The 20,271-nt window shown below is 72.3% G+C and carries 18 protein-coding genes; 6 read left to right on the top strand and 12 right to left on the bottom strand.

The window, feature by feature from the left end; genetic code table 11:
• Positions 1-27: 27 nt before the first annotated feature.
• From AC6I72_RS35710 to AC6I72_RS35680, 7 genes are all read right to left on the bottom strand, one after another.
• Entirely contained in the window at positions 28-2,325 is a 2,298-nt protein-coding gene (locus AC6I72_RS35710; protein ID WP_498006452.1) for a TOMM precursor leader peptide-binding protein, read from the bottom strand.
• Positions 2,322-2,735 (bottom strand): hypothetical protein, encoded by a 414-nt coding sequence (locus AC6I72_RS35705; RefSeq protein WP_498005723.1) that lies wholly within the window; start codon positions 2,733-2,735, stop codon positions 2,322-2,324. Before AC6I72_RS35705 ends, AC6I72_RS35710 begins: the two co-directional genes overlap by 4 nt.
• 110 nt (positions 2,736-2,845) lie before the next feature.
• Complete coding sequence (rfbB, locus tag AC6I72_RS35700) at positions 2,846-3,877, bottom strand: dTDP-glucose 4,6-dehydratase (RefSeq protein WP_498005722.1); 1,032 nt, start codon at positions 3,875-3,877, stop codon at positions 2,846-2,848.
• Positions 3,878-3,910: 33 nt separating this feature from the next.
• Positions 3,911-4,807, bottom strand: a complete 897-nt coding sequence (rfbA, locus tag AC6I72_RS35695) for a glucose-1-phosphate thymidylyltransferase RfbA (RefSeq protein WP_037859022.1) — start codon at positions 4,805-4,807, stop codon at positions 3,911-3,913.
• 1 nt (position 4,808) lies between these two features.
• Positions 4,809-5,414, bottom strand: coding sequence for a dTDP-4-dehydrorhamnose 3,5-epimerase family protein (locus AC6I72_RS35690; RefSeq protein WP_498005720.1), 606 nt, complete (start codon positions 5,412-5,414; stop codon positions 4,809-4,811).
• On the bottom strand, positions 5,414-6,514 hold the full coding sequence (locus AC6I72_RS35685) for a DegT/DnrJ/EryC1/StrS family aminotransferase (protein WP_498005718.1): 1,101 nt from the start codon (positions 6,512-6,514) through the stop codon (positions 5,414-5,416). Before AC6I72_RS35685 ends, AC6I72_RS35690 begins: the two co-directional genes overlap by 1 nt.
• Positions 6,515-6,562: 48 nt before the next feature.
• Positions 6,563-7,555, bottom strand: coding sequence for an NAD-dependent epimerase/dehydratase family protein (locus tag AC6I72_RS35680; protein WP_498005716.1), 993 nt, complete (start codon positions 7,553-7,555; stop codon positions 6,563-6,565).
• A gap of 315 nt (positions 7,556-7,870) precedes the next feature.
• On the opposite strand from AC6I72_RS35680, the gene AC6I72_RS35675 reads away from it, so the two are divergent.
• From AC6I72_RS35675 to AC6I72_RS35665, 3 genes are all read left to right on the top strand, one after another.
• Positions 7,871-9,358, top strand: coding sequence for an MFS transporter (locus AC6I72_RS35675; RefSeq protein WP_498005714.1), 1,488 nt, complete (start codon positions 7,871-7,873; stop codon positions 9,356-9,358).
• Between the two features lie 282 nt (positions 9,359-9,640).
• Positions 9,641-10,771 (top strand): glycosyltransferase, encoded by a 1,131-nt coding sequence (locus tag AC6I72_RS35670; protein WP_498005713.1) that lies wholly within the window; start codon positions 9,641-9,643, stop codon positions 10,769-10,771.
• Between the two features lie 244 nt (positions 10,772-11,015).
• Entirely contained in the window at positions 11,016-11,435 is a 420-nt protein-coding gene (locus tag AC6I72_RS35665) for an ester cyclase (RefSeq protein WP_498005711.1), read from the top strand.
• Between the two features lie 322 nt (positions 11,436-11,757).
• Here the strand turns inward: AC6I72_RS35665 and AC6I72_RS35660 are convergent, their stop codons facing one another.
• The 3 genes from AC6I72_RS35660 to AC6I72_RS35650 form a co-directional block, all read right to left on the bottom strand.
• On the bottom strand, positions 11,758-12,216 hold the full coding sequence (locus AC6I72_RS35660; RefSeq protein ID WP_498005709.1) for a MaoC family dehydratase: 459 nt from the start codon (positions 12,214-12,216) through the stop codon (positions 11,758-11,760).
• Entirely contained in the window at positions 12,216-13,310 is a 1,095-nt protein-coding gene (locus AC6I72_RS35655; RefSeq protein ID WP_498006450.1) for a type III polyketide synthase, read from the bottom strand. Before AC6I72_RS35655 ends, AC6I72_RS35660 begins: the two co-directional genes overlap by 1 nt.
• A 396-nt stretch (positions 13,311-13,706) precedes the next feature.
• Positions 13,707-15,122, bottom strand: a complete 1,416-nt coding sequence (locus AC6I72_RS35650) for an NDP-hexose 2,3-dehydratase family protein (protein ID WP_498005708.1) — start codon at positions 15,120-15,122, stop codon at positions 13,707-13,709.
• A gap of 155 nt (positions 15,123-15,277) precedes the next feature.
• Here AC6I72_RS35650 and AC6I72_RS35645 point away from each other — a divergent pair, with 155 nt between their 5' ends.
• From AC6I72_RS35645 to AC6I72_RS35635, 3 genes are all read left to right on the top strand, one after another.
• A complete protein-coding gene (locus AC6I72_RS35645; RefSeq protein WP_498005706.1) occupies positions 15,278-15,904 on the top strand; it encodes a dTDP-4-dehydrorhamnose 3,5-epimerase family protein in 627 nt (208 codons plus the stop codon).
• Positions 15,905-16,117: 213 nt separating this feature from the next.
• Positions 16,118-16,930, top strand: coding sequence for an AfsR/SARP family transcriptional regulator (locus AC6I72_RS35640; protein WP_498005704.1), 813 nt, complete (start codon positions 16,118-16,120; stop codon positions 16,928-16,930).
• A 17-nt stretch (positions 16,931-16,947) separates the two neighbouring features.
• A complete protein-coding gene (locus AC6I72_RS35635; RefSeq protein WP_498005703.1) occupies positions 16,948-17,856 on the top strand; it encodes a glycosyltransferase in 909 nt (302 codons plus the stop codon).
• A gap of 273 nt (positions 17,857-18,129) precedes the next feature.
• Here AC6I72_RS35635 and AC6I72_RS35630 read toward each other — a convergent pair whose 3' ends face one another.
• Positions 18,130-19,011 (bottom strand): ester cyclase, encoded by an 882-nt coding sequence (locus AC6I72_RS35630; RefSeq protein WP_498005701.1) that lies wholly within the window; start codon positions 19,009-19,011, stop codon positions 18,130-18,132.
• Positions 19,012-19,049: 38 nt separating this feature from the next.
• On the bottom strand, positions 19,050-20,255 hold the full coding sequence (locus tag AC6I72_RS35625) for an FAD-dependent monooxygenase (RefSeq protein ID WP_498005700.1): 1,206 nt from the start codon (positions 20,253-20,255) through the stop codon (positions 19,050-19,052).
• Positions 20,256-20,271 lie beyond the last annotated feature (16 nt).

Raw genomic sequence — 20,271 nt, 5'->3', positions numbered from 1 at the left:
TCCGTTCCCCTGTCCGAAAGTATTCGGTCAAACGAAGAGCGGGATCGGATTGAGCTGCTCGTAGGGTGTAGGGCCGGCGAGGCGTCCGAGCGCGACCGGTACGTCGAAGAGCCTGCCCGGCGCGTACCGGGCCCAGAAGTGCCTGAGCCCCGGCACCACGACCTTGACCACCGGCATTCCGATGTCCGGCCGGGTCTGGTCCAGGACGAGCAGGTCCAGGCCCTTGGCGCGGACGAGTTCGGTGACGGCCCGGACGTCGTCGAGCAGATCGGTGCACGCCGCGTAGGGCCAGTGGCCGGGAGTGCGCGGCCGGGTGGCCGGATCCGGCGCCAGGTACGGCTGGTTGGCGAGCGTCGCCTCGCGCCACCAGCGGACCGGCAGGGGGTCCTTGATGCGGTACCCCCCGCCGGGGCGGCACGCGCCCACGGCGGGCAGCAGCTGCCCCATCTCGGTGAGCGCCCTGCGCAGCGCGATGGCTGGATCGAAGTGGGCGCCGAAACCGAAGACGATGTCCTCGGTGGGCCCGTCGGTGCGCCGGGAGAGGGCCACCATCGCGGGGATGCCGAAGTCGGAGGTGAGGTCCAGCGCCCACACCTTGCGGCCCAGCTTCCGGTACCCCGCGCGCAGCCGCCCGATGTACGGCTCGTCGAACGCGTCCAGGTCGACCGCCGGCTGCCGGGTGCGGTTGTACCACCACAGGGCCACCGCGTCCCGCTCCACCAGCTCCAGGAAACCCTGCAGCAGGGCGTCCTCCGGGCTGCTGCCCGCCGCGTTGCCGTTGGAGTCGGCCAAGGGCCCGTGCGGAGCCGGGGTGCCGGCGGGGAAGTAGAGCATCGACGTGGGCAGCAGCCGCCTGCGCCGCTCGGTCAGGGACCACACGGGGGCCCACTCCACCGGCCGGTTCTCGTCGAAGGGCTCGGGCACGTGGTGGAAGGGCGAGCCCGAGCGGTTCCAGCGGTCCCGCTCGCGGAACTGCCGCTCCGCGTACAACTGGCAGGAGTTGGGGTGGATGGCCTCGTCGCCGAGCGCGCGCAGGGTGTCCACCACGACCGGTTCGTCACCGTGCCGTGTGCCGCTGTAACGTTCCACCGCCTCGCACAGCGCACTCGTGCGGGCCTCGGCGTCGGTCAGGCCCTTGCCGCCGCTGAGCGAGCGCAGCCCGGCCAGGCCGTTGTCCCGCATCGCGAGGTTGCGCCCCGACACATATGTGGTGGCGAACTCCGGGGCGCCCGGCGAGGGTTCGAGCATCGGGACGATGCCGGTGACCGGGCTCACCAGGTGCCCGTAGCGCTTCAGCAACTGGTCGGGACTGAGGGCCCGGTGGCCGCTGCCGCCCTGACCCGCCTTGGGCCGCGACACCGGGACGAACGGTGCGGACACGCGCCGCGCCGTCAGCCCGGGGTCCCCGCAGGAGGCACACTGGGGGACACGGGACACGGCGTGGACCCTGGTCTCCAGCCGGAGGGTGTCGACCGTGCGGACGGAGCCCTGGTCGGCGTAGCGCAGCCCGGCCAGCCACTTGGCGGCCTCCAGGACCACGCTCTGCGCGGCCAGGGCGCGGCCCGCCGGCAGTGAGGCGGCCGGCCGGCCCAGCGGGCGGTCGAGCCCCAGCGCCTGCTGGAGCGGTGCCTCGTACCCGCGGTGCTGTGCGAGCCGGGTGGCCAGACACGACCAGCAGGGCCCCTCGTCCGGCTGGAAGAACGGCCCGATCCACGGCTCGTAGCCGCACAGCCGGGCGAGCAGCCACGGCCTGCCCGCCGCCCGGTGCTCGACGTCGACCCGCTTCAGCTCCGGGGAGAGGTAGTCGTCGCACAGGACCAGCGTGAGGTCCGCGTCCGCCTCGGTCACCGTGACGCCGGACCCGGCGCCCGCGGCGAGCACCGGTCCCGCGTCCACACCGGCGAGCGGCAGGACGCGGAGCCGGGCGCCGGCGAGCCCCGCCGCCGCCCGGGCGCCGTCCAGGCCGGCCAGGTCCCAGTATGCCTCGGCGACCGGGTCGGTGTCCGCCGCGGCCGGGGCCGGCTGCTCGAAGCGGAGCAGTCCCGCCTCGCTGAGCAGGTGCAGACCGCCCTGGGTCTCCTCGGCGGTCAGCGCGGGTGCGGCGGCGTGCAGGATCTCGGTGAGTGACCGGGTGCCGTCGAGCAGCGGGACGAGCACCTCGGCGAGGGCGCCGCGCAGGGCGGTGACGCCCCGGCGGGAGACCAGGTAGGTCGCCTCGCCGGGGACGTTCGCGGGACGTAGGTGGTGCCTGAAGCCCACGAGAGTGGAGCCGTCCTGTAGGGCGGCCGGTCCGGATCTCCAGGAGTGCGGCGATCCGGAAGTCATATCCACGCCCCGGCGACCGCGTCCTCCTCGACGGCCACGCGATCCGCGGTCCACTCCCCGGAGGCGTCGGCGGACGCGGTGTGGGCGCAGAACGTGAACATGGGGTCGTCAAACGGGTCGGGCTGGGCGCAGAAGGTGAACTGGGCGTGGCCGACCGGGTCGGGCTGGGCGCAGAACGTGAACTGGACCTCGTCGGCCGCGGCGGCCGGGGTGCGGAACGTGAGCCGGGGGGCGCCGCCGTCGGGTGCGGCGCTGTCGGCGTAGGTGTAGGTGTAGGTGAACTGCACGGTGGAGCCGGCGGAATGGTCGAGGGTCTCGACCACCAGGAGCGGGCGGGCGGTAGCCGTTCCGGTGACGCGCGTCGAGCGAGGCGAGACGAGATCGTCGGAAGTGATGCTGGCGTGGCTCATCGGAGAAGAATCCTGACTGACGTGGTCGGCTGGTGCTCCAATGGCCGGGATTCTTCGCGGAGCCGGCGGCTGACGGACAGTGTCCGGATCATCGGCGACGGGTGAAGTTCTCATTCAAGTGGAGGCTCCACCTCCATCAACCGCTGCCTCAGAGGTTCCCACCAGCTCCGGTTCTCCCGGTACCAGCGCACAGTTTCGGCCAGTGCCTCCTCGAAGCTCCTGCGGGGTGCGTAGCCCAGCTCCTCGCGGATCTTCGTGCAGTCGACCGAGTAGCGGCGGTCGTGTCCCTTGCGGTCCTCGACGTGTTCGACGCTGTCCTCCCAGGTGGCGCCGCACGCCGCGAGCAGCGCTCCGGTCAGCTCCCGGTTGGAGAGTTCGGTGCCGCCGCCGATGTTGTAGACCTCGCCCGCGCGGCCCCGGGTGCGGACCAGTTCGATGCCCTGCACGTGGTCGTCGATGTGCAGCCAGTCGCGGACGTTGCCGCCGTCGCCGTACAGCGGGACCTTCCTGCCGTCGAGCAGGTTGGTCACGAACAGCGGGACCACCTTCTCGGGGAACTGGTGGTGACCGTAGTTGTTGGAACAGCGGGTCACCCGGACGTCGAGACCGTGGGTGCGGTGGTACGACAGCGCGATCAGGTCGCTGGAGGCCTTCGCCGAGGAGTACGGCGAGTTCGGCCGCAGCGGGTGGCTCTCGGGCCAGGAGCCCTCGTCGATCGAGCCGTACACCTCGTCGGTGGAGATGTGCACGAAGACCTCGACGCCGGCCCGGTGCGCCGCGTCGACGAGGGTGTGCGTGCCCACCACGTTGGTGCGCACGAACTCGGCGCCGCCGTCGATCGACCGGTCGACGTGCGACTCGGCGGCGAAGTGCACCACCTGGTCGTGCTCGGCCATCAGCTTCCCGACCAGCTCGGGCGAGCAGATGTCCCCCTCCACGAAGGAGAACCGCGGGTGGGCCCGTACCTCGTCGAGGTTGGCCGGATTGCCCGCGTACGTCAGCTTGTCCAGGACGGTGACCGAGACGTCGCCGGGGCCCTCGGGCCCCAGCAGCGTACGGACGTAGTGGGAACCGATGAAGCCGGCCCCGCCGGTCACCAGGATGCGGGTGGTGGCCGGTGCGGCCGGTGGGATCGGGTGCATGGGGCGGGCTCCTCGGTCGGCAGGGGACTTGTGTCAGGCGGCGCGGACGGCCGGACGCGGGATGCGGCGGGAGGCCACCTCGGTGACGTAGGCGCCGTAGTCCGTACCCCGCATCTCCTCGCCCAGGCGCAGGCACTGCTCGGGGGTGATGAAGCCGAGGTTGAGCGCCAGTTCCTCCAGACAGGCGATGAACTCGCCCTGCCGCTGCTCGACCAGCTGGACGTACTGCGCCGCCTGCAGCAGCGAGTCGTGGGTGCCCATGTCCAGCCAGGCGAAGCCGCGGCCGAGCGGGGTGAGCTGGGCCCGGCCCTGCGCCAGGTAGGCCAGGTTGACGTCGGTGATCTCCAGCTCCCCCCGTGCCGAGGGGGAGAGGTTCTTGGCGATCCCGACCACGTCGTTGTCGTAGAGGTACAGCCCGGTCACCGCCAGGTTGGAGCGCGGGTGGCGCGGCTTCTCCTCCAGCGACAGCAGCCGGCCCTGCTCGTCGATCTCCCCGATCCCGTAGCGGTGCGGGTCGCGCACCCGGTACCCGAACAGCGCCGCGCCGTCGAGCCGGCGCACCGCGTCGCCGAGGATCTCCGAGAAGCGGGGCCCGTGGAAGATGTTGTCGCCGAGCACCAGCGCGACCTGGTCGCCGTCGATGAAGTCGGCGCCGATGAGCAGCGCTTCGGCGATGCCGCGGGGCTGGTCCTGCTCGGCGTAGGAGATGTTCAGGCCGAGCCGGGAGCCGTCCCCGAGCAGGGTGCGGAAGCTGTCCGAATGGTCCTTGGACGAGATCAGCAGGATGTCCCGGACACCGGCCAGCATCAGGACGGAGAGCGGGTAGTAGATCATGGGCTTGTCGTAGACCGGCAGGATCTGTTTGGACAGCGCACCGGTCAGCGGGCGCAGCCGGGTGCCGCTGCCCCCGGCGAGGATGATGCCCTTCATCTCAGGCCTCCCTCCACTGCCGTTCGAGCCGGGTGCTCACCTCGTACCGCGGCAGCAGGCCCTGCTCCGCGGCCTGGGCCAGCGTGGGCGCCACCGTGTCCCGCTCGGAGTAGACCGGTGTGATGTCCTCGGGGATCGGCAGACCCAGCGCCGGGTCGGTGACCGAGATCGCCAGCTCGTGCTCGGGCACATAGCTGGCGGTGACCATGTACGACATCACCGTGTCGTCCTCCAGCGCGATGAACGCGTGACCCAGGCCGACCGGGAAGTACGTGGCCCGGAAGTCGTTCTGGTCCATCAGCACCACGTCCCACTTCCCGAAGGTGGGCGAGCCGACCCGGATGTCCACCACGACGTCCAGGGCCGAACCCTTCGGGCAGTAGACGTACTTGGCGCATCCGGGCGGGGTCAGCGTGTAGTGCACGCCGCGCACCACACCGCGCCTGGACCGGCTGTGGTTGGTCTGGGTCACCGGGAAGTGCGTGTTCCCGGTGGCCTCGGCCCAGGCCGGTCCCTGGAACGGGGAGAGGAACAGCCCGCGCTCGTCGGGGAAGACGGTGGGGGTGAACTCCAGGGCTCCGGCGACGGCCAGTTCGCGGACCTTCATCACAGCACCTCCTTCAGGGCGGCGATGACCTTGTCCTGCAGGCCGGCCGGCAGCGACGGGTACATCGGCAGCGAGAAGATCTCGCCCGCCAGCTTCTCCGTCACCGGCAACGACCCCTTCCGGTACCCGAGATGGGCGAAGCCGGTCATGGTGTGCACCGGCCACGGGTAGCTGATGTTGAGGTTGATGTCGTGGGCCTTGAGCGCCTCGATGATCCGGTCGCGCTCGGGGTGGCGGACCACGTAGACGTAGTAGACGTGCGTGTTGCCCTCGTTGACCTTCGGCAGGATCAGGCCGGTGCCGCCCAGGGCCTCCTGGTAGCGGCGGGCGACCTCCTGGCGGCCGGCCACGTAGGCGTCGAGCCGGGTCAGCTTGCGGCGCAGGATCTCGGCCTGCACCTCGTCCAGACGGCTGTTGTGGGCCGGCGTCTGGACCGTGTAGTAGACCTTCTCCATGCCGTAGTAGCGCAGCTTGCGCAGCTCGGCCTCCACGTCGGGGCGTGAGGTGAGCACGGCTCCGCCGTCGCCGTACGCGCCGAGCACCTTCGTCGGGTAGAAGGAGAACGCGGCGGCGTCACCGGTCGTGCCCGCGAGCCTGCCCCGCCGGGTGGCGCCGTGCGCCTGCGCGCAGTCCTCCAGGAGCGCCAGGCCGTACCGGTCGGCCAGGGCCTTCAGCGGCTCCAGGTCCACGCACTGGCCGTAGAGGTGGACCGGGAGCAGCGCCTTGGTGCGCTCCGTGATCGCCGCCTCGACCTGGCCGACGTCCATCAGGAAGTCGTCCTCGTTGACGTCGACGAAGACGGGTGTGGCACCGGTGCCGTCGATCGCGACGACCGTGGGCGCCGCGGTGTTGGACACCGTGATCACCTCGTCGCCCGGCCCGACCCCGAGGGCCTGGAGGGCGAGCTTGAGCGCGTTGGTCCCGTTGTCGACACTGACGCAGTGCTCCACGCCGTGGTACGCGGCGAACTCCTCCTCGAAGCCCTTGACGCTGTCGCCGAGCACCAGCGTGCCGGACGAGAAGACCTTCTCGACGGCCTCGAGGATGTCCTCGCGCTCGCTGTGGTACTCGGGCAGGTAGTCCCATACATAGGTGGTCATGCGCGTTCCTTCTCCTGTCGTCGTTCTGGTCCTGCGGGCGCGGGGAGTTCAGCGGTGGGTGTGCGGTACGGCGTGCGCCAGGGCGGCCACCGTGCGTTCCAGGCCCTCGTCGAGACCGACCAGCGGACGCCAGCCGGTCACCGAGCGGAACGGGGTGGAGTCGACGGTCACGCTCAGGAAGTCGGTCTCCGGGGCGTGCGCGGGCGGCTGCACCGAGACGACCGGGACGGCGGGGGCGCCGGTACGGGCCGCCGCGTGCCGGGCCACCGCGCGGAAGACGTCACCGAGCGCGTCGCCGCGTCCGGTGCCCACCAGCCAGGCGCGGCCGGCCAGCTCGGCGGGACGGTCCAGGGTGGCGGCGAACGCGGCGGCGACGTCGGCGATGTGGACCAGGTCGCGGCGGACGGTGCCGTCGTGCCACAGGGTGATCTCCTCGCCGGCCAGTGCCCGGCGGGCCATCGCGGCGACCACCCCGCGGTCCGCGGTGCCCGGCACGGTGCCCTCGCCGTACACCGTGGGCAGTCTGAGGCTGACTCCGCGGACCAGGCCGGCCTCGCTCGCCGCGAGCAGCAGCCGTTCCGCGGTCAGCTTCTGCTCGTCGTACACCGTCAGCGGCCGGTCCGCCTCGCTGCCGTCGAGCGGCTCCCGCGGCGGGGCGCCGACCTGTCCGGTGGTGCCCGCGTAGACCACCAGCGGTGGCCGGCCCGGGTTCGCCACCACGTCCAGCAGGTCGCGCATCACCCCGACGTTGACCCGCTCGCCGCCCGGTTCGGCCGAGGCCCGCCAGCCGCCCTCGCACAGCAGCAGGTGGATCACCACGTCCGCGTCCTTGACGGCAGCGGCCAGGGCGTCCGGGTCGGTGAGGTCGGCGGTCACCACCTCGACCTCCGCGCGGGCGTCGTCCGGCACGGCGGCGGGGCGCCGGGCCACCGCGCGCAGGCGCAGGTCGCGGCCGGCCAGCGCGGCGAGCACGGCCGAGCCCACGAAGCCGGTGGCGCCGAGCACGGCCACCAGGGGCCGGTCGGTCGGTTCCGTTGTCATGCGGGTGCCTCCCAGGGCGGGCGGATGGATGCGGTGCGGCCGGTACGCGAGGGCGCCTCGAGCGGTGCGGGCCCCACGGCCTGCCCGGGTCCCGCCGGCCCGATGCTGCTGCCGTCCGATCGGGTGCGGGCGGAGAAGCGCTGGAGGCGGCCCCGGCGCGGGCGGCGCGGACCACGGCTCGACCGGTGCTTGAGACCGGCTGCCTAGTCTCGGCGCGACGTCTTGCGCCGGTCCGCGGAGGACCGGCGCCTCGCCACCGACCGCGCGAGGAGAACCGTCGCCCCTTCATGGTGAAGTCGGGAAGGAAATCCCTGAATGAGTACTGACAAAGCCGCCGTCGGCGGCGGTGCGGCCGAGGCGGGGAAGTCGCCGGGCACCACCACGCTGATCACGGGCCTGACCGCTTTCATGGCAGGGCTCGACAACCTGGTGGTCGTCACCGCGCTGCCCACCATCAGGGAGAAGCTCGGTGGCAGCCTGCAGGACCTGGAATGGACGGTGAACGCCTACACGCTGTCGTTCGCCGTACTGATGATGTTCGGTGCGGCCCTCGGCGACCGGTTCGGCCGCCGCCGGGTGTTCACCGCCGGTCTGCTGCTGTTCACGGCGGCGTCGGCCGCGGCCGCCCTGGCACCCGGCATCGGCGAACTGATCGCCGCCCGGGCGGTCCAGGGCGCCGGCGCGGCGATCATCATGCCGCTCTCCCTCACCCTGCTCACCCACGCGGTGCCCGCCGCGAAACGGGGCGCCGCCCTCGGCGTCTACGGGGCGCTCAACGGGCTGGCCATCGCGGGCGGCCCGCTGGTGGGCGGCGTCGTGGTGGAACACATGTCCTGGCAGTGGGTCTTCTGGATCAACGTGCCGGTGGGCCTGCTGCTCGCCCCGGCCGCCTGGCGCGGTCTGGCAGAGAGCCGCGGCGCGAACAGCCGCCTGGACGTGCCGGGCACGCTTCTGGTCAGCATCGGCATCCTCGGTCTCGTCCACGGCCTGATCCGGGCGGGCGGCAACGGCGGCTGGGGCGCCTGGCAGGTCGTCGGCTCCCTGCTGGCGGGCGTCGTGGTGGTGGCCCTGTTCGTCCTGTGGGAGCGGCGCAGCAGCGCGCCGATGCTGCCCATGGGCATGTTCCGCAACCGGGCCTTCAGCGCCGTCAACGCCGGCGGTCTGCTGATGTCCGTCGGGATGTACGGCGTGGTCTTCCTCATCACGCAGTTCATGCAGACCATCCAGCACCTGTCGCCGGCCCAGGCGGGCGTGCGGATGCTGGCGTGGACGGCGATGCCGCTCCTGGTGGCACCCGTCGCGGGCATCCTGTCGGACCGGATCGGCGGACGTCCCGTGGTGGTCTTCGGACTCGCGCTGATGGCGGCCGGGTTCGCCTACTGGGCGCTGGTGACGAGCCCGGACGTGTCCTACGCCGGGCAACTGCCCGGCTTCGTCCTGGGCGGCGTGGGCGTGGCCTGTTTCTTCGCTCCGCTCCTCAACCTGACGATGAGTTCCGTCGCCGAGTCCGAGCAGGGCATCGCCTCCGGCTCCACCTCGGCCACCCAGGAACTGGGCGCGGCGCTCGGTGTGGCCCTGCTCGCCGGCGTCTTCAGCCACAACGGCGGCTACGCCTCGGGCCAGGACTTCGTCGACGGCTTCGTACCCGCCCTGTGGGTCGGTGCGGCGGCCATGGCACTGGGCGCGGTCGTGATGTTCTTCGCCACCGGGCCCGCCGGCGCGCAGGGGCGGCACGGTGGCGGACCGGAGCGTGCCGAACCGGCCCGGGAGGCGGCCGAACCGGCCCCCGTGGCCGGCCGCTGACACCTCACCGGCCGGCCCGCGGCCCCCGCGCGACGCCGCCGCGCGGGGCGCGGCGCTCCCGTCGCCACGTCAGCCGCCACCCGTGATCACGTCATCCGGCATCGCGGCATCCGTGACCGCGTCACCCACCGCCCGTCATCGCGTCCTCCGCCCCCCTCGCCTCTGATCACTGCTCCGTCATCACTGATCACGTCCTCCTCATCACGCCACCGGCAGAAAGGCCGTCGCGACATGAAGGTTCTCTTCGCAAGCCTCGGAAACTACGGACACATATTCCCCCTGGTGCCGCTCGCCCAGGCGGCCCGGGACGCCGGGCACGAGGTGTGGTTCGCCACCAGCGAGCCGTTCCACCCGATCCTGGAGAAGGCGGGCCTGCGGCCGCTCACCGCGGGGCTCACCGTCCCCGAGGCGTTCATCGAGGCGGCCGGCGGCCAGGCCTTCCTGGAGGCCAACGGCGGTGCCGTACAGGCCAGTGACGTGCCGCCCGAGGTACTGGCGGGCCTGGCCGTGAAGGCGTTCGGCTCGGTGCTGCCGCGCAGTGTGGCCGCGGACCTCGCCCCCGTCCTCGACTCCGTCGGGCCCGACCTGGTCGTGTACGAGATCCTCAACCCGGGCGCGGCCTTCGCGGCCGTCGCGGCGGGCGTGCCCGCCGTCTGCCACGGCATCGGCCGGGTCTCCTACGACGACACCATGGATCCGCTGGTCCAGCAGGAGCTGTACGCCACGGCGAGCGACCTGGGGGTGGCCGGCAAGATCGGCCAGAGCCGCACCCTGGGCAACCCGTACCTCGACATCTGCCCGCCCGCCGTGCAGAACCAGGACTTCCTGGCCTCGGACGTCCAGCGGATCCCGCAGCGGTCCGTCCCCTTCGCCGAACCCGGCGAACTGCCCGCGCGTGTCACCGGGGGCGAGGGCCCGCTGGTCTATCTCAGCCTCGGCACCGTGCTCGGCTCCGCGGAACTGCTGCGCACCGCCATCGACGGCCTGCTGCCGCTGGACGTACGCGTCCTGGTCGCGTCCCCCGTGGTGGATCCGGCCGCGCTGGGCGAGCTGCCGGACCGGGTCGTCGTGCTTCCCTGGGTGCCGCAGGCCGAGGCGCTGCGGCACGCCACCGCCGTCGTCCACCACGGCGGCGCGGGCACCACGCTGGCCGTGCTGGCCGCGGGGCTGCCCGCGCTGATCCTGCCGCAGCCCGGGGACGACGGCCCCGACAACGCGGCCGCGGTGCGGGCCACCGGGGCGGGCCGCGTGCTGCCGGCCCCGGAGGTGTCCGCCGAGGCGGTGGAGGCCGAGATGCGCACCCTGCTCGGCGACGGCGCCCACCAGGAGGCCGCCCGCCGCGTCGCCCGCGAGATGGCGGCGATGCCCGAGCCGGCCGAGACGGTCGCGCGGTTCCCCGAGTTCGTCCGCTGACCGGACTTCCGGTACGCGCCGCGCCCCGAGCTCCCCTTCGAGCGCGGGGCGCGGTGCGTACGGGAGCCGGGCCGTGGCCCGGCGCCACTGCGGGAGCCGGCGGGGCCGTGGCCGTGGGCGCGGACCCTGCACGGCGGCCACCGGGCCCGTGGAACGGGACGGTTCCCAGCTCCAGGGCGGCTCGACCGCGGGTGGCGATGCTCTGACCGACCGTTCTTCTCCGACCCAGCCGAAAGAGACCACCATGTCGAAGAACCACCACGCTCTGGTCCAGCACTTCGTGGACATGATCAACAGTCATGACGTCAGCACCATGCCGGAGCACACGGCGCCCGGCCACATCGACCACAACCCGGTGGTGGCCGACGGCATCGAGGCCAACCAGGCCTTCTGGGTCGGGGTGTTCGCCGCCTTCCCCGACATCAGGGCCGTGGCGCACGACATCGTCGCGGAAGGGGACAGGGTGGCCGGCCGCTTCGAGTACACCGCGACCCACCAGGGCACGTTCCTCGGCGTCCCGGCGACCGGACGCACGGTGAGCTTCCAGTCCATCGACATCTGGAGGGTGGAGGACGGCCTGCTCGCCGAGCACTGGGACCAGCTGGACATGGGCGACATCTTCCGGCAGCTGGGGGTCGCCCCGGCGGCCGTCGCACACGCGTAGGCGCAAGGCGCCGGATGACGTGGCCGGGGTGGCCGACGTGGACGGGCGGGCCGGCCGGGGGCCGGCCCGCCCGACCCTGCGGCCACAGGCACTCACATCCCGTAGCGGGCAGGCCGCCGGCCTCACCGTCAGCCCGCGAACCGGGAGGGCGTCGGGCCCTTGCCGTCCGCTCCGCGGCCGGCGGCCCGCCCTGCCGTCCCCCGGCCGATGCCGTCCCGCACGTGGGGAACGACGCCGGACGCGGATGAGCGCCGGCACGCTGCGGCGCGAATACCGAGCGCCGCCTGCTGCCACCGGCACGCGGTGGGGCGGCCACTGTCCGTCATCCGCCTGTTGTCCTGGGGACGACAAGGTTGCGGCTGAAGGTCATGATGAGCGTGTCGTGCTGGTTGTGGCCCCGGGTTTCCACGGTGACCAGCCCGCGCTCGGGCCGGTCCGGGACGACGCTCTTGGCGAGTACCTCACTTTCGGCGTACAGGGTGTCCCCGTGCATGAGGGGGCTGTGGTGGTCGATCTTCTCGAAACCGTGGTGGGTGATGGCTTTTCCTGCGACATCCGCCTCTGACAGGCCCAGAAGCAGCGAGAAGATGTAGCTCCCGATGACGAGGGGCTGCTTGTGGCGGGTGGCGGTGCTCGCGTAGTGGGCGTCCAGGTGGAGCGGGTGGCGGACCATGGTCAGGAGGGAGAACAGGTGGTGGTCGTACTCGGTGACGGTCTTTCCTGGCCAGTGCCGGTAGACGGAGCCCACCTCGAACTCCTCGAAGGTTCTGCCGAAGCCCATCACGCCTCGCCCCCCGCCGCCGCAGGCAGCGGGACCTGCGGGACGGTGCCTGTCTGCCAGGTGCCCAGGGCCAGTTCCATGGTGACGCCGGGGCCGAAGCCGGCGATCACGCCGCCGGCGCCGTCGCGGGGTCGGCTGTCGGCGGTACGGCGCAGGACGTCGAAGACGGCCGCCGAGGCCACGTTGCCGTGGTGGGAGAGGGTGTGCCGGCTGTCGGCGAGTCCGGCGTCGGGAACGCCGCCGTGGGTGCGCAACGCATCCAGAACGCGGGGGCCGCCCGTGTGCACGACGTAGAAGTCCAGCCCTGGCAGCCGCAGGCCGTTCTTCTCGATGAAGGCGTTCAGCTGAGGAATCATCTGCTGCATGGTCCCTGGGACGCCCTTGTCGAGGCGAAAGTGGAAGCCGGTGTCCTTGACCTCGTAGGCGATCCAGGCGCTGGTACCGGGCAACACGTGAGAAGTCTGCGCGTGCAGCCGTACCCCCGTGCCTTCACCGTCACCGCGTACCACGGCGGCGGCGACGGCGTCGCCGAACAGTCCGTTGGACAACAGGCTGCTGACGTCGTGGTCGTCGGGCTGGTAGCACAGGGAACAGAACTCGCAGGAGACGATCAGGGCGTTGGCACCCGGGTGGGCCACGCAGTAGTCGCTCGCGCGATTGATCGCCGCGGTTCCCGCGGCACAGCCGAGCTGCGCGACGGGCAGCTGCACGGTGTCGGTGCGGAACCCCAACTCGTTGATCATCCATGACGTGAGGGAGGGCATCATGAACCCCGTGCAGGAGACCAGCACGATGATGTCGATGTCCTCGGCCCGCAGTCCGGCATGGGCGAGAGCGTCACTGATCACCGGAGGCAGGCGCTTCTTGGCCTCGCTTTCGAAGACGCGGTTGCGGTGAGTGAATCCAGTGTGCCGCAGAGTCTCGTCGACAGGACGGACGATGTGCCGCTTGATCACGCCGGTGTTCTTGATCAGACGGAGCACCAGCGGCAGTTGCGGGTGGTCCGGGTGCAGTCGCGCGGCGAGCGCCAGCGTGTCCGCTTGGGTGATCACATGCTCGGGTACGGCGACGGCAGGCCTGCACAGCAGAGGCAGCGGCATCTCACCCACCCCCCGCGACGCGCCACTGGGCAGGGAGCGCGTCCTCGGCCGCGCGGTGCGCACCGTTTCTGCTGTCCGGAGTCGCCGGGGCCCCGGGCGCGCGGTGCGACGGCGCGGACGCGCCCTTGTCCGCTGTGAGGACGGCCGTTCTCCGGCTCCCTGAGTGTTCCTGGGCCCGGTCGTCCATCAGGACGTCGCTGTGTCTCATGCCTTCCCTTTCCTCACAGCAGAGGCCGGCGGGTGATGCGGCCGGGTGGGTGCCGTACGTCTCCACGCCTCGGTGTTCACTTGGGTAACGGGCATGCCAGGTCTTCGGTTCATCTCCTCACCGCCCGGGCGTGAGCGATGTCCGGGGTCCGGGAGCCGGCGGCGGGAAGGTGACGGCAAGACCTAGCGTGCCGACTCCTCCCGTACCGCCCGGCTCGCGCGCAGCGCGGCGATCAGGGTGCGCGCCTCGATGTTCACGTAGTTGCCGTGCAGCAGCAGGCCGCCGAGTTGTTCCTCGGTCACCCAGATGAACTCCTCCGGCACATCCAGGGGGAACTCGTCGCCGGCCTCCACCAGCACGTAGCGGTTGTCGGCGTGGTGGAAGCGGCCGCCCTCCTCGGACTGCACCGAGTCGAACAGGATCCGCTCCCGCGGCGCGCCGAGGACCAGGTCCAGGTAGCGGGGCCGGTCCCCGGCAGGCAGCGACAGCGCACGGCCCGGCTGGCACTGCACCGTCGGCCCCAGCTCCGCCACGTTCAGTACCCCGGCCTCCGACCTGGCCTGCGCCAGCAGGTGGGGCACGCCGGCGACACGGCGCACCAGGAACGCGGCCAGGCCCCGCTCGGCCGGTGCCAGCAGCGGCTGCGACCAGTGGGTCACCTCACGGTTGGTGGCGCGTATGTCCGCGGCGAGCAGCGTGAAGTGGTGCCCGGACTCGTGGGCGATCTCGTCGTCGGTGCGCCGCCAGTGGGCGACGTCCGCCAACGGTACGGACCGCTGGACCAGTTCGCGCCGTGACTTCACCTCGGTGAGCCGGCCGAGGACCTCCTGCAGCGAGTACAGCGGGCGCCCGCCGCCCGTGGACGAGGGAATCTGCGACAGCACGGTCCGGGCGTCCATGTTCAGCACGTTGTCCTCGTGCAGCAGCCCGTACAGCTGCCCGAGGGTCAGCCACACGAAGTCCTCGTGCGCGGGCACCTCGCCGACCGCCTCCACGACCACGTTCCGGTTGCGCTTGCGCAGGAACCAGGCGCCCTGCTCCGACTGCAGCGAGTCGAACAGCACCCGGCTGCCCCGGCCGCCCTGGCGCGGCGGCACGAAGTGTTCGAGGTAGCGGACCGCCGAACCCCCGTGCACCCGCGTGTAGTTGCTGCGGGTCGCCTGGACGGTCGGCGACAGCTGCACCGTCTCGAGGTTGCCCGGTTCCATCTTGGCCTGCATCAGGCAGTGCAGGACGCCGTCGAACTCCTTGACCACGATGCCCAGGATCCCGATCTCGGGCTGGTTGATGATCGGCTGCGTCCAGCTGCTCTCCCGTCCGTTCCAGGAGGTGCGCACGTCCAGCCCCTCGATCGAGAAGAACCGTCCGCTCTCGTGCACGAGGTTGCCGGTGCCGTCCTGGAAGTGCCATCCGGCGAGCGCGGAGAAGGGGATGCGCTGTACGTCGTAGCGCTTGGCGCGGCGCTGGGCGGTGAACCAGCGGCGGAACCCGGCGTTGGGTGTGATGGCGCTGTCGTGTGCCTGCGCGGACAGCGCGAAGCGCAGGGCGAGGTCCGCGGTCGTCTCGGCGGGCACCCCTGGGGTCGCGGCGATCGTCATGGACGGGCTCCTTCGCGTGGGCTCGTGCGCGGGGTAGGGACCACGACCCTCCTGCACCCCGATCGCCTGCGGCTGGAGAGAGCCTCGAGACGGCGGAGCGAACGCCGTACGCAGCGCTCCAGCCGGTCTTGAGCAGCACCGCCTACCGTCGCCGCATGGACTTCCGCAGCCTGGAGATCAGCGAACTCGCCCTTCCGGACGTGTTCCTGATCTCGTCCCGGGCCGTCGAGGACGACGTCGTGGTCCGCTACGAGGCGTTCCGCCAGGACTACGTCGAGGAAGCGATCGGACGACCCTTCGCGATCCGGTACAGCGACCTGTCGGTCGCCCGGCGCCGGGTGCTGCGCGGCATCCACGGCAGCACGGGCCCGGACGGCCGCGCCAGGCTGTTGTGCTGTGTGCGGGGCGCCGCCGTCCACGTCGTGGTGGACCTGCGCGTCGGGTCGCCGGACTACGGCCGGTACGAGACGCTCTGGCTGGACCACAGCACCGCGGCCGGGGTCTTCGTCCCGGAGGGGCTCGGCCACGCCTGGCTCGCCCTCGAGGACGACACGGTCGTCGCCTGCCACAGCTCCCGGCCGTACACGGAGGGTGCCGCCTACACGGTCAGCGCGCTCGACCCGGCTCTCGCCCTGCCCTGGGGGCTCACCAGGGCGCCGGTGATGACCGACGACGACCTGGCCGCGCCCACCGCGGCGGAGGCGCTCGCCAGGGGGCTCCTGCCGGCCTACGAGGACTGCCTCGCGCTGTACGCCGGTTCCTTACCCGCCGCCACCGAATGAACCACCGGGCCCCGCGTGCCGTGACGGACACGCGGGGCCTCAGTCATGTCCGGGGCCCGTTCGGCCGGGCGGCCCGGCCGGTGACCAGAAACGGACCATGAATCGGTCACATGCCGGGCAGGACCAGGACACCCGGCAGAGGAGGAGTGACGCACTGTCCGCCCAGCGGGCCGCGTGGGAGGTTCGAGGTCCTACGACAGACAAGGGGGCCGCATGCGAATCTTCGTTCTGGGGTCTTTGGACGCCGAGCTGAGTGGCGTCCCGATCCTGCCCACAGCTGCGAAGCCGCGGCAGATCCTGACACTGCTCGCCATCTACGCCAACCAGGTCCTGCCGGTGTCCGCGCTGATGGAGGAGATCTGGGGCGACGCCCCGCCGCGCAGCGCGCTCACCACGCTGCAGACGTACATCCTCCAGCTCAGGCGCTGCATGGACAAAGCGCTGCAGGGCGAGCCCGGCGGCTCCAAGGAAGTGCTGCTGACCAGGCAGGGGGGATACCTCCTGCGCGCGGAGCCCGGCAGCATCGACGTGCACGAGTACGACCGGCTGTCCTCCCTCGGCCAGCGCGCCTACGACCGCGGCGACAACCAGAAGGCCGCGGAGCTCTTCCGGGAGGCCCTCGGCCTCTGGCGGGGCCCCGCCCTGGTCGACGTGCGCACCGGACCGTTGCTCGAGATCGAGGCGATGCGGCTGGAGGAGAGCCGCCTCGGGATGATGGAGCGGCGCAACGACGTCGAACTACGGCTCGGCCGCCACGCCGAACTGCTCACCGAACTCACGGCGCTGACCGCCCGACACCCGCTGCACGAGGGTCTGCATGCCCAGTCCATGGTGGCCTTCTACCGGGCGGGGCGCCCCTCCGCCGCTCTGCAGGTCTTCCAGAACCTGCGCGGCCACCTGGTGGAGGAACTGGGCATCGAGCCCTCGCAGCGTCTGCAGCGTCTGCAGCGGGCCGTGCTCGGCAGCGATCCGGTGCTGGACATCGACCCCGGGACCGGGCGGCTGCTCGACCGCTTCACCGGGTGACTCCGCAAGGAGGATCCGTGCGCGTGCTGTTCTCCGGAGGCCTCGGCATGCCGGCCGTGCTGCGACTCGTCCTGCTCGCCAGGGCGATGCAGGCGGCCGGCAACGAGGTCCGGTTCTGCTGTCCGGCCCGGGCCCGCCACCGCGTGGTCCGGGCCGGACTCGTGCCGGTCCTGGCCGGGCCGCGGCAGTTCGGCCGGGCCTGGCGGCCCGACCTGGTGGTCCACGATCCGCTGTGCCCCGACTCGACCGCCATGGCGGCCGCGTCCGGGGTGCCCACCATCGGCTACCTCCCCTACACCCGGCCGCCGTTGTCGCCGCGGCCGACCGTCTGGATCGACCCCTGCCCGCCGCCGCTGCGGGAGCGGCCGGAACCCGGTGCCTGGCAGGTGCGCTGCGACGCCTGGGAATGGCCGGGGAGGCCGGCGCCCCGGCTCCCGGCTCTCGCGCTGACCCCACGCGTCTGCGTCACCGGCGCGCCGGCCGGGTCCCGGCCGGAGGACCGGCGCCGGGCGCGGCTCTTCCGGCGGGTCGCCGAGGGCGTCGAGAGCCTCGGCCTGCAACTCCTCGAACTGACCGGTGACGACCATCCCTGGAGCCTGCTGCTGCCCGGCTGCGTCGCCGTCGTGCACGGCGGCGACGAGGGAGTCGTGTACGCGGCGGCCCGGTTCGGCGTCTCCCAGCTGGTGCTGCCCGCGGGGGAGGACGAGCGGCGGGCCGGAGCGCGCCTGGAGAAGGCCGGCATCGGCCGCTGTCTCTCCGACGACGAGCTGGCCGGCGACCCCAGCATGCTGCGGCTGCGCTTCCACGTCGCCGAACTGGTCAACGGCGGCCGTGTGCTGCCCGAGGCGGCCCGCCTGGGCCTGGCCGTCGCCCGCATGCCGCAGCCCGCGGACCTCGTCGCGGACATCGAGGCGCTGGTGCGCTGAAACGGGGCGGGGGAGAACACATGCGACGGGCCCGCGCCGTCGGGGGATGTGCGGCGCGGACCCGTCGGTCCGGATGCCCTGCGGGCAAGCCTCCTTGGCCTGTGGCCTGCTGCCTTCCGGCCTCGCTGCCTGCCGGCGTGCGGCCTGCCGGCCTGTCGGCCTGCGCCGGTGCGGCGGGCGGGAGGCCTTCGTCCGTGCGGGCGGGGGAGGACCCCAGTCTGCCGACCGGTTCTGGAGAACGGCTCGAACAGCGGTCGGCGGACCGTGCCCCGCTCAGCGGGGTCCGTCGGGGCGGTCCGGGACGAGCCGCTGCGGCGCCGTCCAGGTGAGGCCGGTCGACTCGCAGGCAGTGGCGGGCCCGGCCCACGGGTCCTCGCCGTGGATGTCGAGGATCTGCTCGCGCAGCCACAGGTCGAAGGGGTCCTTCGACTCCGCCCAGCGCTTCCTGGTCCGCTCCGGGTCCGCGGTCTCGAACTCCACGATCACGTAGTCCCGGTCCGGGCGCGGGTCGATGCGCAGCACCTCGTGGGTGATGCCCAGCCGCCGCCGGGAGGCCTCGTACTCGCGCAGGCGCGGCCCTTGCAGCTCCTGGGTGAGCCGGTGCCAGGCCATGGGCTTGCCGTTGCGCAGCGGAACGGTGCGCACCACGGACCGGGTGCCCTTCTCGCTGCGCCGGCCGCCCTTGCGGGGCGCCAGCATCCGCATGCCGAGCGCCGAGAACAGGTTGGACGCCACCCCGTGCGCCCAGCGCTCGGCGATCCTGCCCTCCTCGTCGAACCGCCAGACGACGATGCCCACGGAGACGAACGAGCGGCCGGTGGGCGCGACGCCCAACAGGTCGCCGAGGTGGGTGCCGCGCCAGGTGTTGTGGATGACGACCATGTCGCCGTGCGCGCTGATGTCCTCGATGGTGACGTGGAAGTCGGGGAACGCCTCACGCAGTCCGCCGATGGTGTACTTCACGCCCTCGCGGCCCTGGGGCGCCCCGGGCAGGCCCTCGTGGTCGACGACGTCCGGCCGGTACAGCTCGTCCACGACCGAGAAGTCGCCCCGGTTGACGAACTCGGCGAAGACGCGCCGGATGCTCGCCTTGTTGCGTTCCTCGGTACTCTCCCACGCCGTCAGCGCGGGGTTCGCGGTGGTCGCGGTGGTCACAGCAGCAGTCCTCTCTTCCTGGGCGTTCACGAACGCGCTCACGCCGCGGTGGCGGCGTTGGAGGCCCACCGCGTGGCATAGGCGACGTGTTCCTGTTCCGTGGTGCGCAAGGTGCGGGACCAGCCGAGCTTCAGCACCCGGTCGCGGAGCCAGATGGCGGCCGGGTTCTGCAGGGCGCCCATCACGCCGATGCGGTGGGCGAGCAGCTGCATGGGCCGGGTGCGCTCCTGCCGCTCGGCCTCGTAGCCGCGCAGTGCCCCGGTGACGCCGGCGCCGGGCGCGGCGAGGTGTTCGGCCAGCACGAGGGCGTCCTCGACGGCGAGGCAGGCGCCCTGCCCGATGTTGAAGCTGACGGCGTGCGCGGCGTCGCCGAGCAGGGTGACCCGGCCCCGTCCCCAGACCGGGTCGGGCTTGCGGTCCACCACGTCGCCGCGGATGATGCTCTCCGGCACGGTGGCGTCGAGGATCCGCTGCACCGGGTCGACCCAGCCGGCGTGCCGGGCACGCAGCATGTCCAGGGTCTGCTCGGGCGTGCCCTCGTCGCGGCCGCCCGCGGGGCCGTTGGCGACGCTCATCCAGTGCACGACGCCGGGCGCGATGTCGTAGTACGTGAAGCGGGTGCCGGGGCCGAACAGGGCCTGGAAGCTGCCGGGTTCGAACTCCTCGGCGCTCATCTTCGCGTGACCGCGCCAGGCGATGTAGCCGGTGTAGTCGGGCGGCTGGTGGCCGAGCAGGCCGGCGCGTACGGCGGAGTGGACGCCGTCGGCGCCGATCAGGAGGTCCCCGTCCTCGGAGGTTCCGTCGGCGAAGTGCAGGCTCACCCCGTCGGCGTGCTCGGTGAAGCCGGTGACCTCGGCGCCGGTGACGATGGGCGCGTCCACGGCGTCGCGCAGGATGCCGTGCAGGTCCGAGCGGCCGATGGCGACCGTGGGCTGCCCGTAGCGCTCGATGAACTCGCCCACCGGGTAGCTGCCGATGGCCCGGCCGGTCGAGGTCGCGAAGCGGCACACGGACTGGACGGGGGCGATCTCGGTGACCTGCTCGGCGAGCCCGAGGTGGGCCAGGGCGAGCATGCCGTTGGTGAAGATGTGCAGTCCCGCGCCGCCGTCGCGCAGTTCGGGCGCGCGCTCGAAGACCACGGACTCGATGCCCTGCTGCTGGAGGGCCAGCGCGGTGGCGAGACCGCCGAGTCCGCCGCCGGCGATGAGGGCTCGGCGGATGGGGCGGGGTGCTGGTGCGGACATGTCCTTCTCCCGGGAG

Source organism: Streptomyces sp. Xyl84, from assembly GCF_059731885.1.
Note: the sequence above shows the minus strand (reverse complement) of the source record. Positions and strands in the feature narration are given on the sequence as shown.

Excerpts from the sequence above, each read along its gene's own strand:
- AC6I72_RS35710 (WP_498006452.1), bottom strand. The coding sequence starts at position 2,325 with ATGACTTCCGGATCGCCGCACTCCTGGAGATCCGGACCGGCCGCCCTA.
- AC6I72_RS35705 (WP_498005723.1), bottom strand. The coding sequence starts at position 2,735 with ATGAGCCACGCCAGCATCACTTCCGACGATCTCGTCTCGCCTCGCTCG.
- rfbB (WP_498005722.1), bottom strand. The coding sequence starts at position 3,877 with ATGCACCCGATCCCACCGGCCGCACCGGCCACCACCCGCATCCTGGTG.
- rfbA (WP_037859022.1), bottom strand. The coding sequence starts at position 4,807 with ATGAAGGGCATCATCCTCGCCGGGGGCAGCGGCACCCGGCTGCGCCCG.
- AC6I72_RS35690 (WP_498005720.1), bottom strand. The coding sequence starts at position 5,414 with ATGAAGGTCCGCGAACTGGCCGTCGCCGGAGCCCTGGAGTTCACCCCC.
- AC6I72_RS35685 (WP_498005718.1), bottom strand. The coding sequence starts at position 6,514 with ATGACCACCTATGTATGGGACTACCTGCCCGAGTACCACAGCGAGCGC.
- AC6I72_RS35680 (WP_498005716.1), bottom strand. The coding sequence starts at position 7,555 with ATGACAACGGAACCGACCGACCGGCCCCTGGTGGCCGTGCTCGGCGCC.
- AC6I72_RS35675 (WP_498005714.1), top strand. The coding sequence starts at position 7,871 with ATGAGTACTGACAAAGCCGCCGTCGGCGGCGGTGCGGCCGAGGCGGGG.
- AC6I72_RS35665 (WP_498005711.1), top strand. The coding sequence starts at position 11,016 with ATGTCGAAGAACCACCACGCTCTGGTCCAGCACTTCGTGGACATGATC.
- AC6I72_RS35660 (WP_498005709.1), bottom strand. The coding sequence starts at position 12,216 with ATGGGCTTCGGCAGAACCTTCGAGGAGTTCGAGGTGGGCTCCGTCTAC.
- AC6I72_RS35650 (WP_498005708.1), bottom strand. The coding sequence starts at position 15,122 with ATGACGATCGCCGCGACCCCAGGGGTGCCCGCCGAGACGACCGCGGAC.
- AC6I72_RS35645 (WP_498005706.1), top strand. The coding sequence starts at position 15,278 with ATGGACTTCCGCAGCCTGGAGATCAGCGAACTCGCCCTTCCGGACGTG.
- AC6I72_RS35640 (WP_498005704.1), top strand. The coding sequence starts at position 16,118 with ATGCGAATCTTCGTTCTGGGGTCTTTGGACGCCGAGCTGAGTGGCGTC.
- AC6I72_RS35625 (WP_498005700.1), bottom strand. The coding sequence starts at position 20,255 with ATGTCCGCACCAGCACCCCGCCCCATCCGCCGAGCCCTCATCGCCGGC.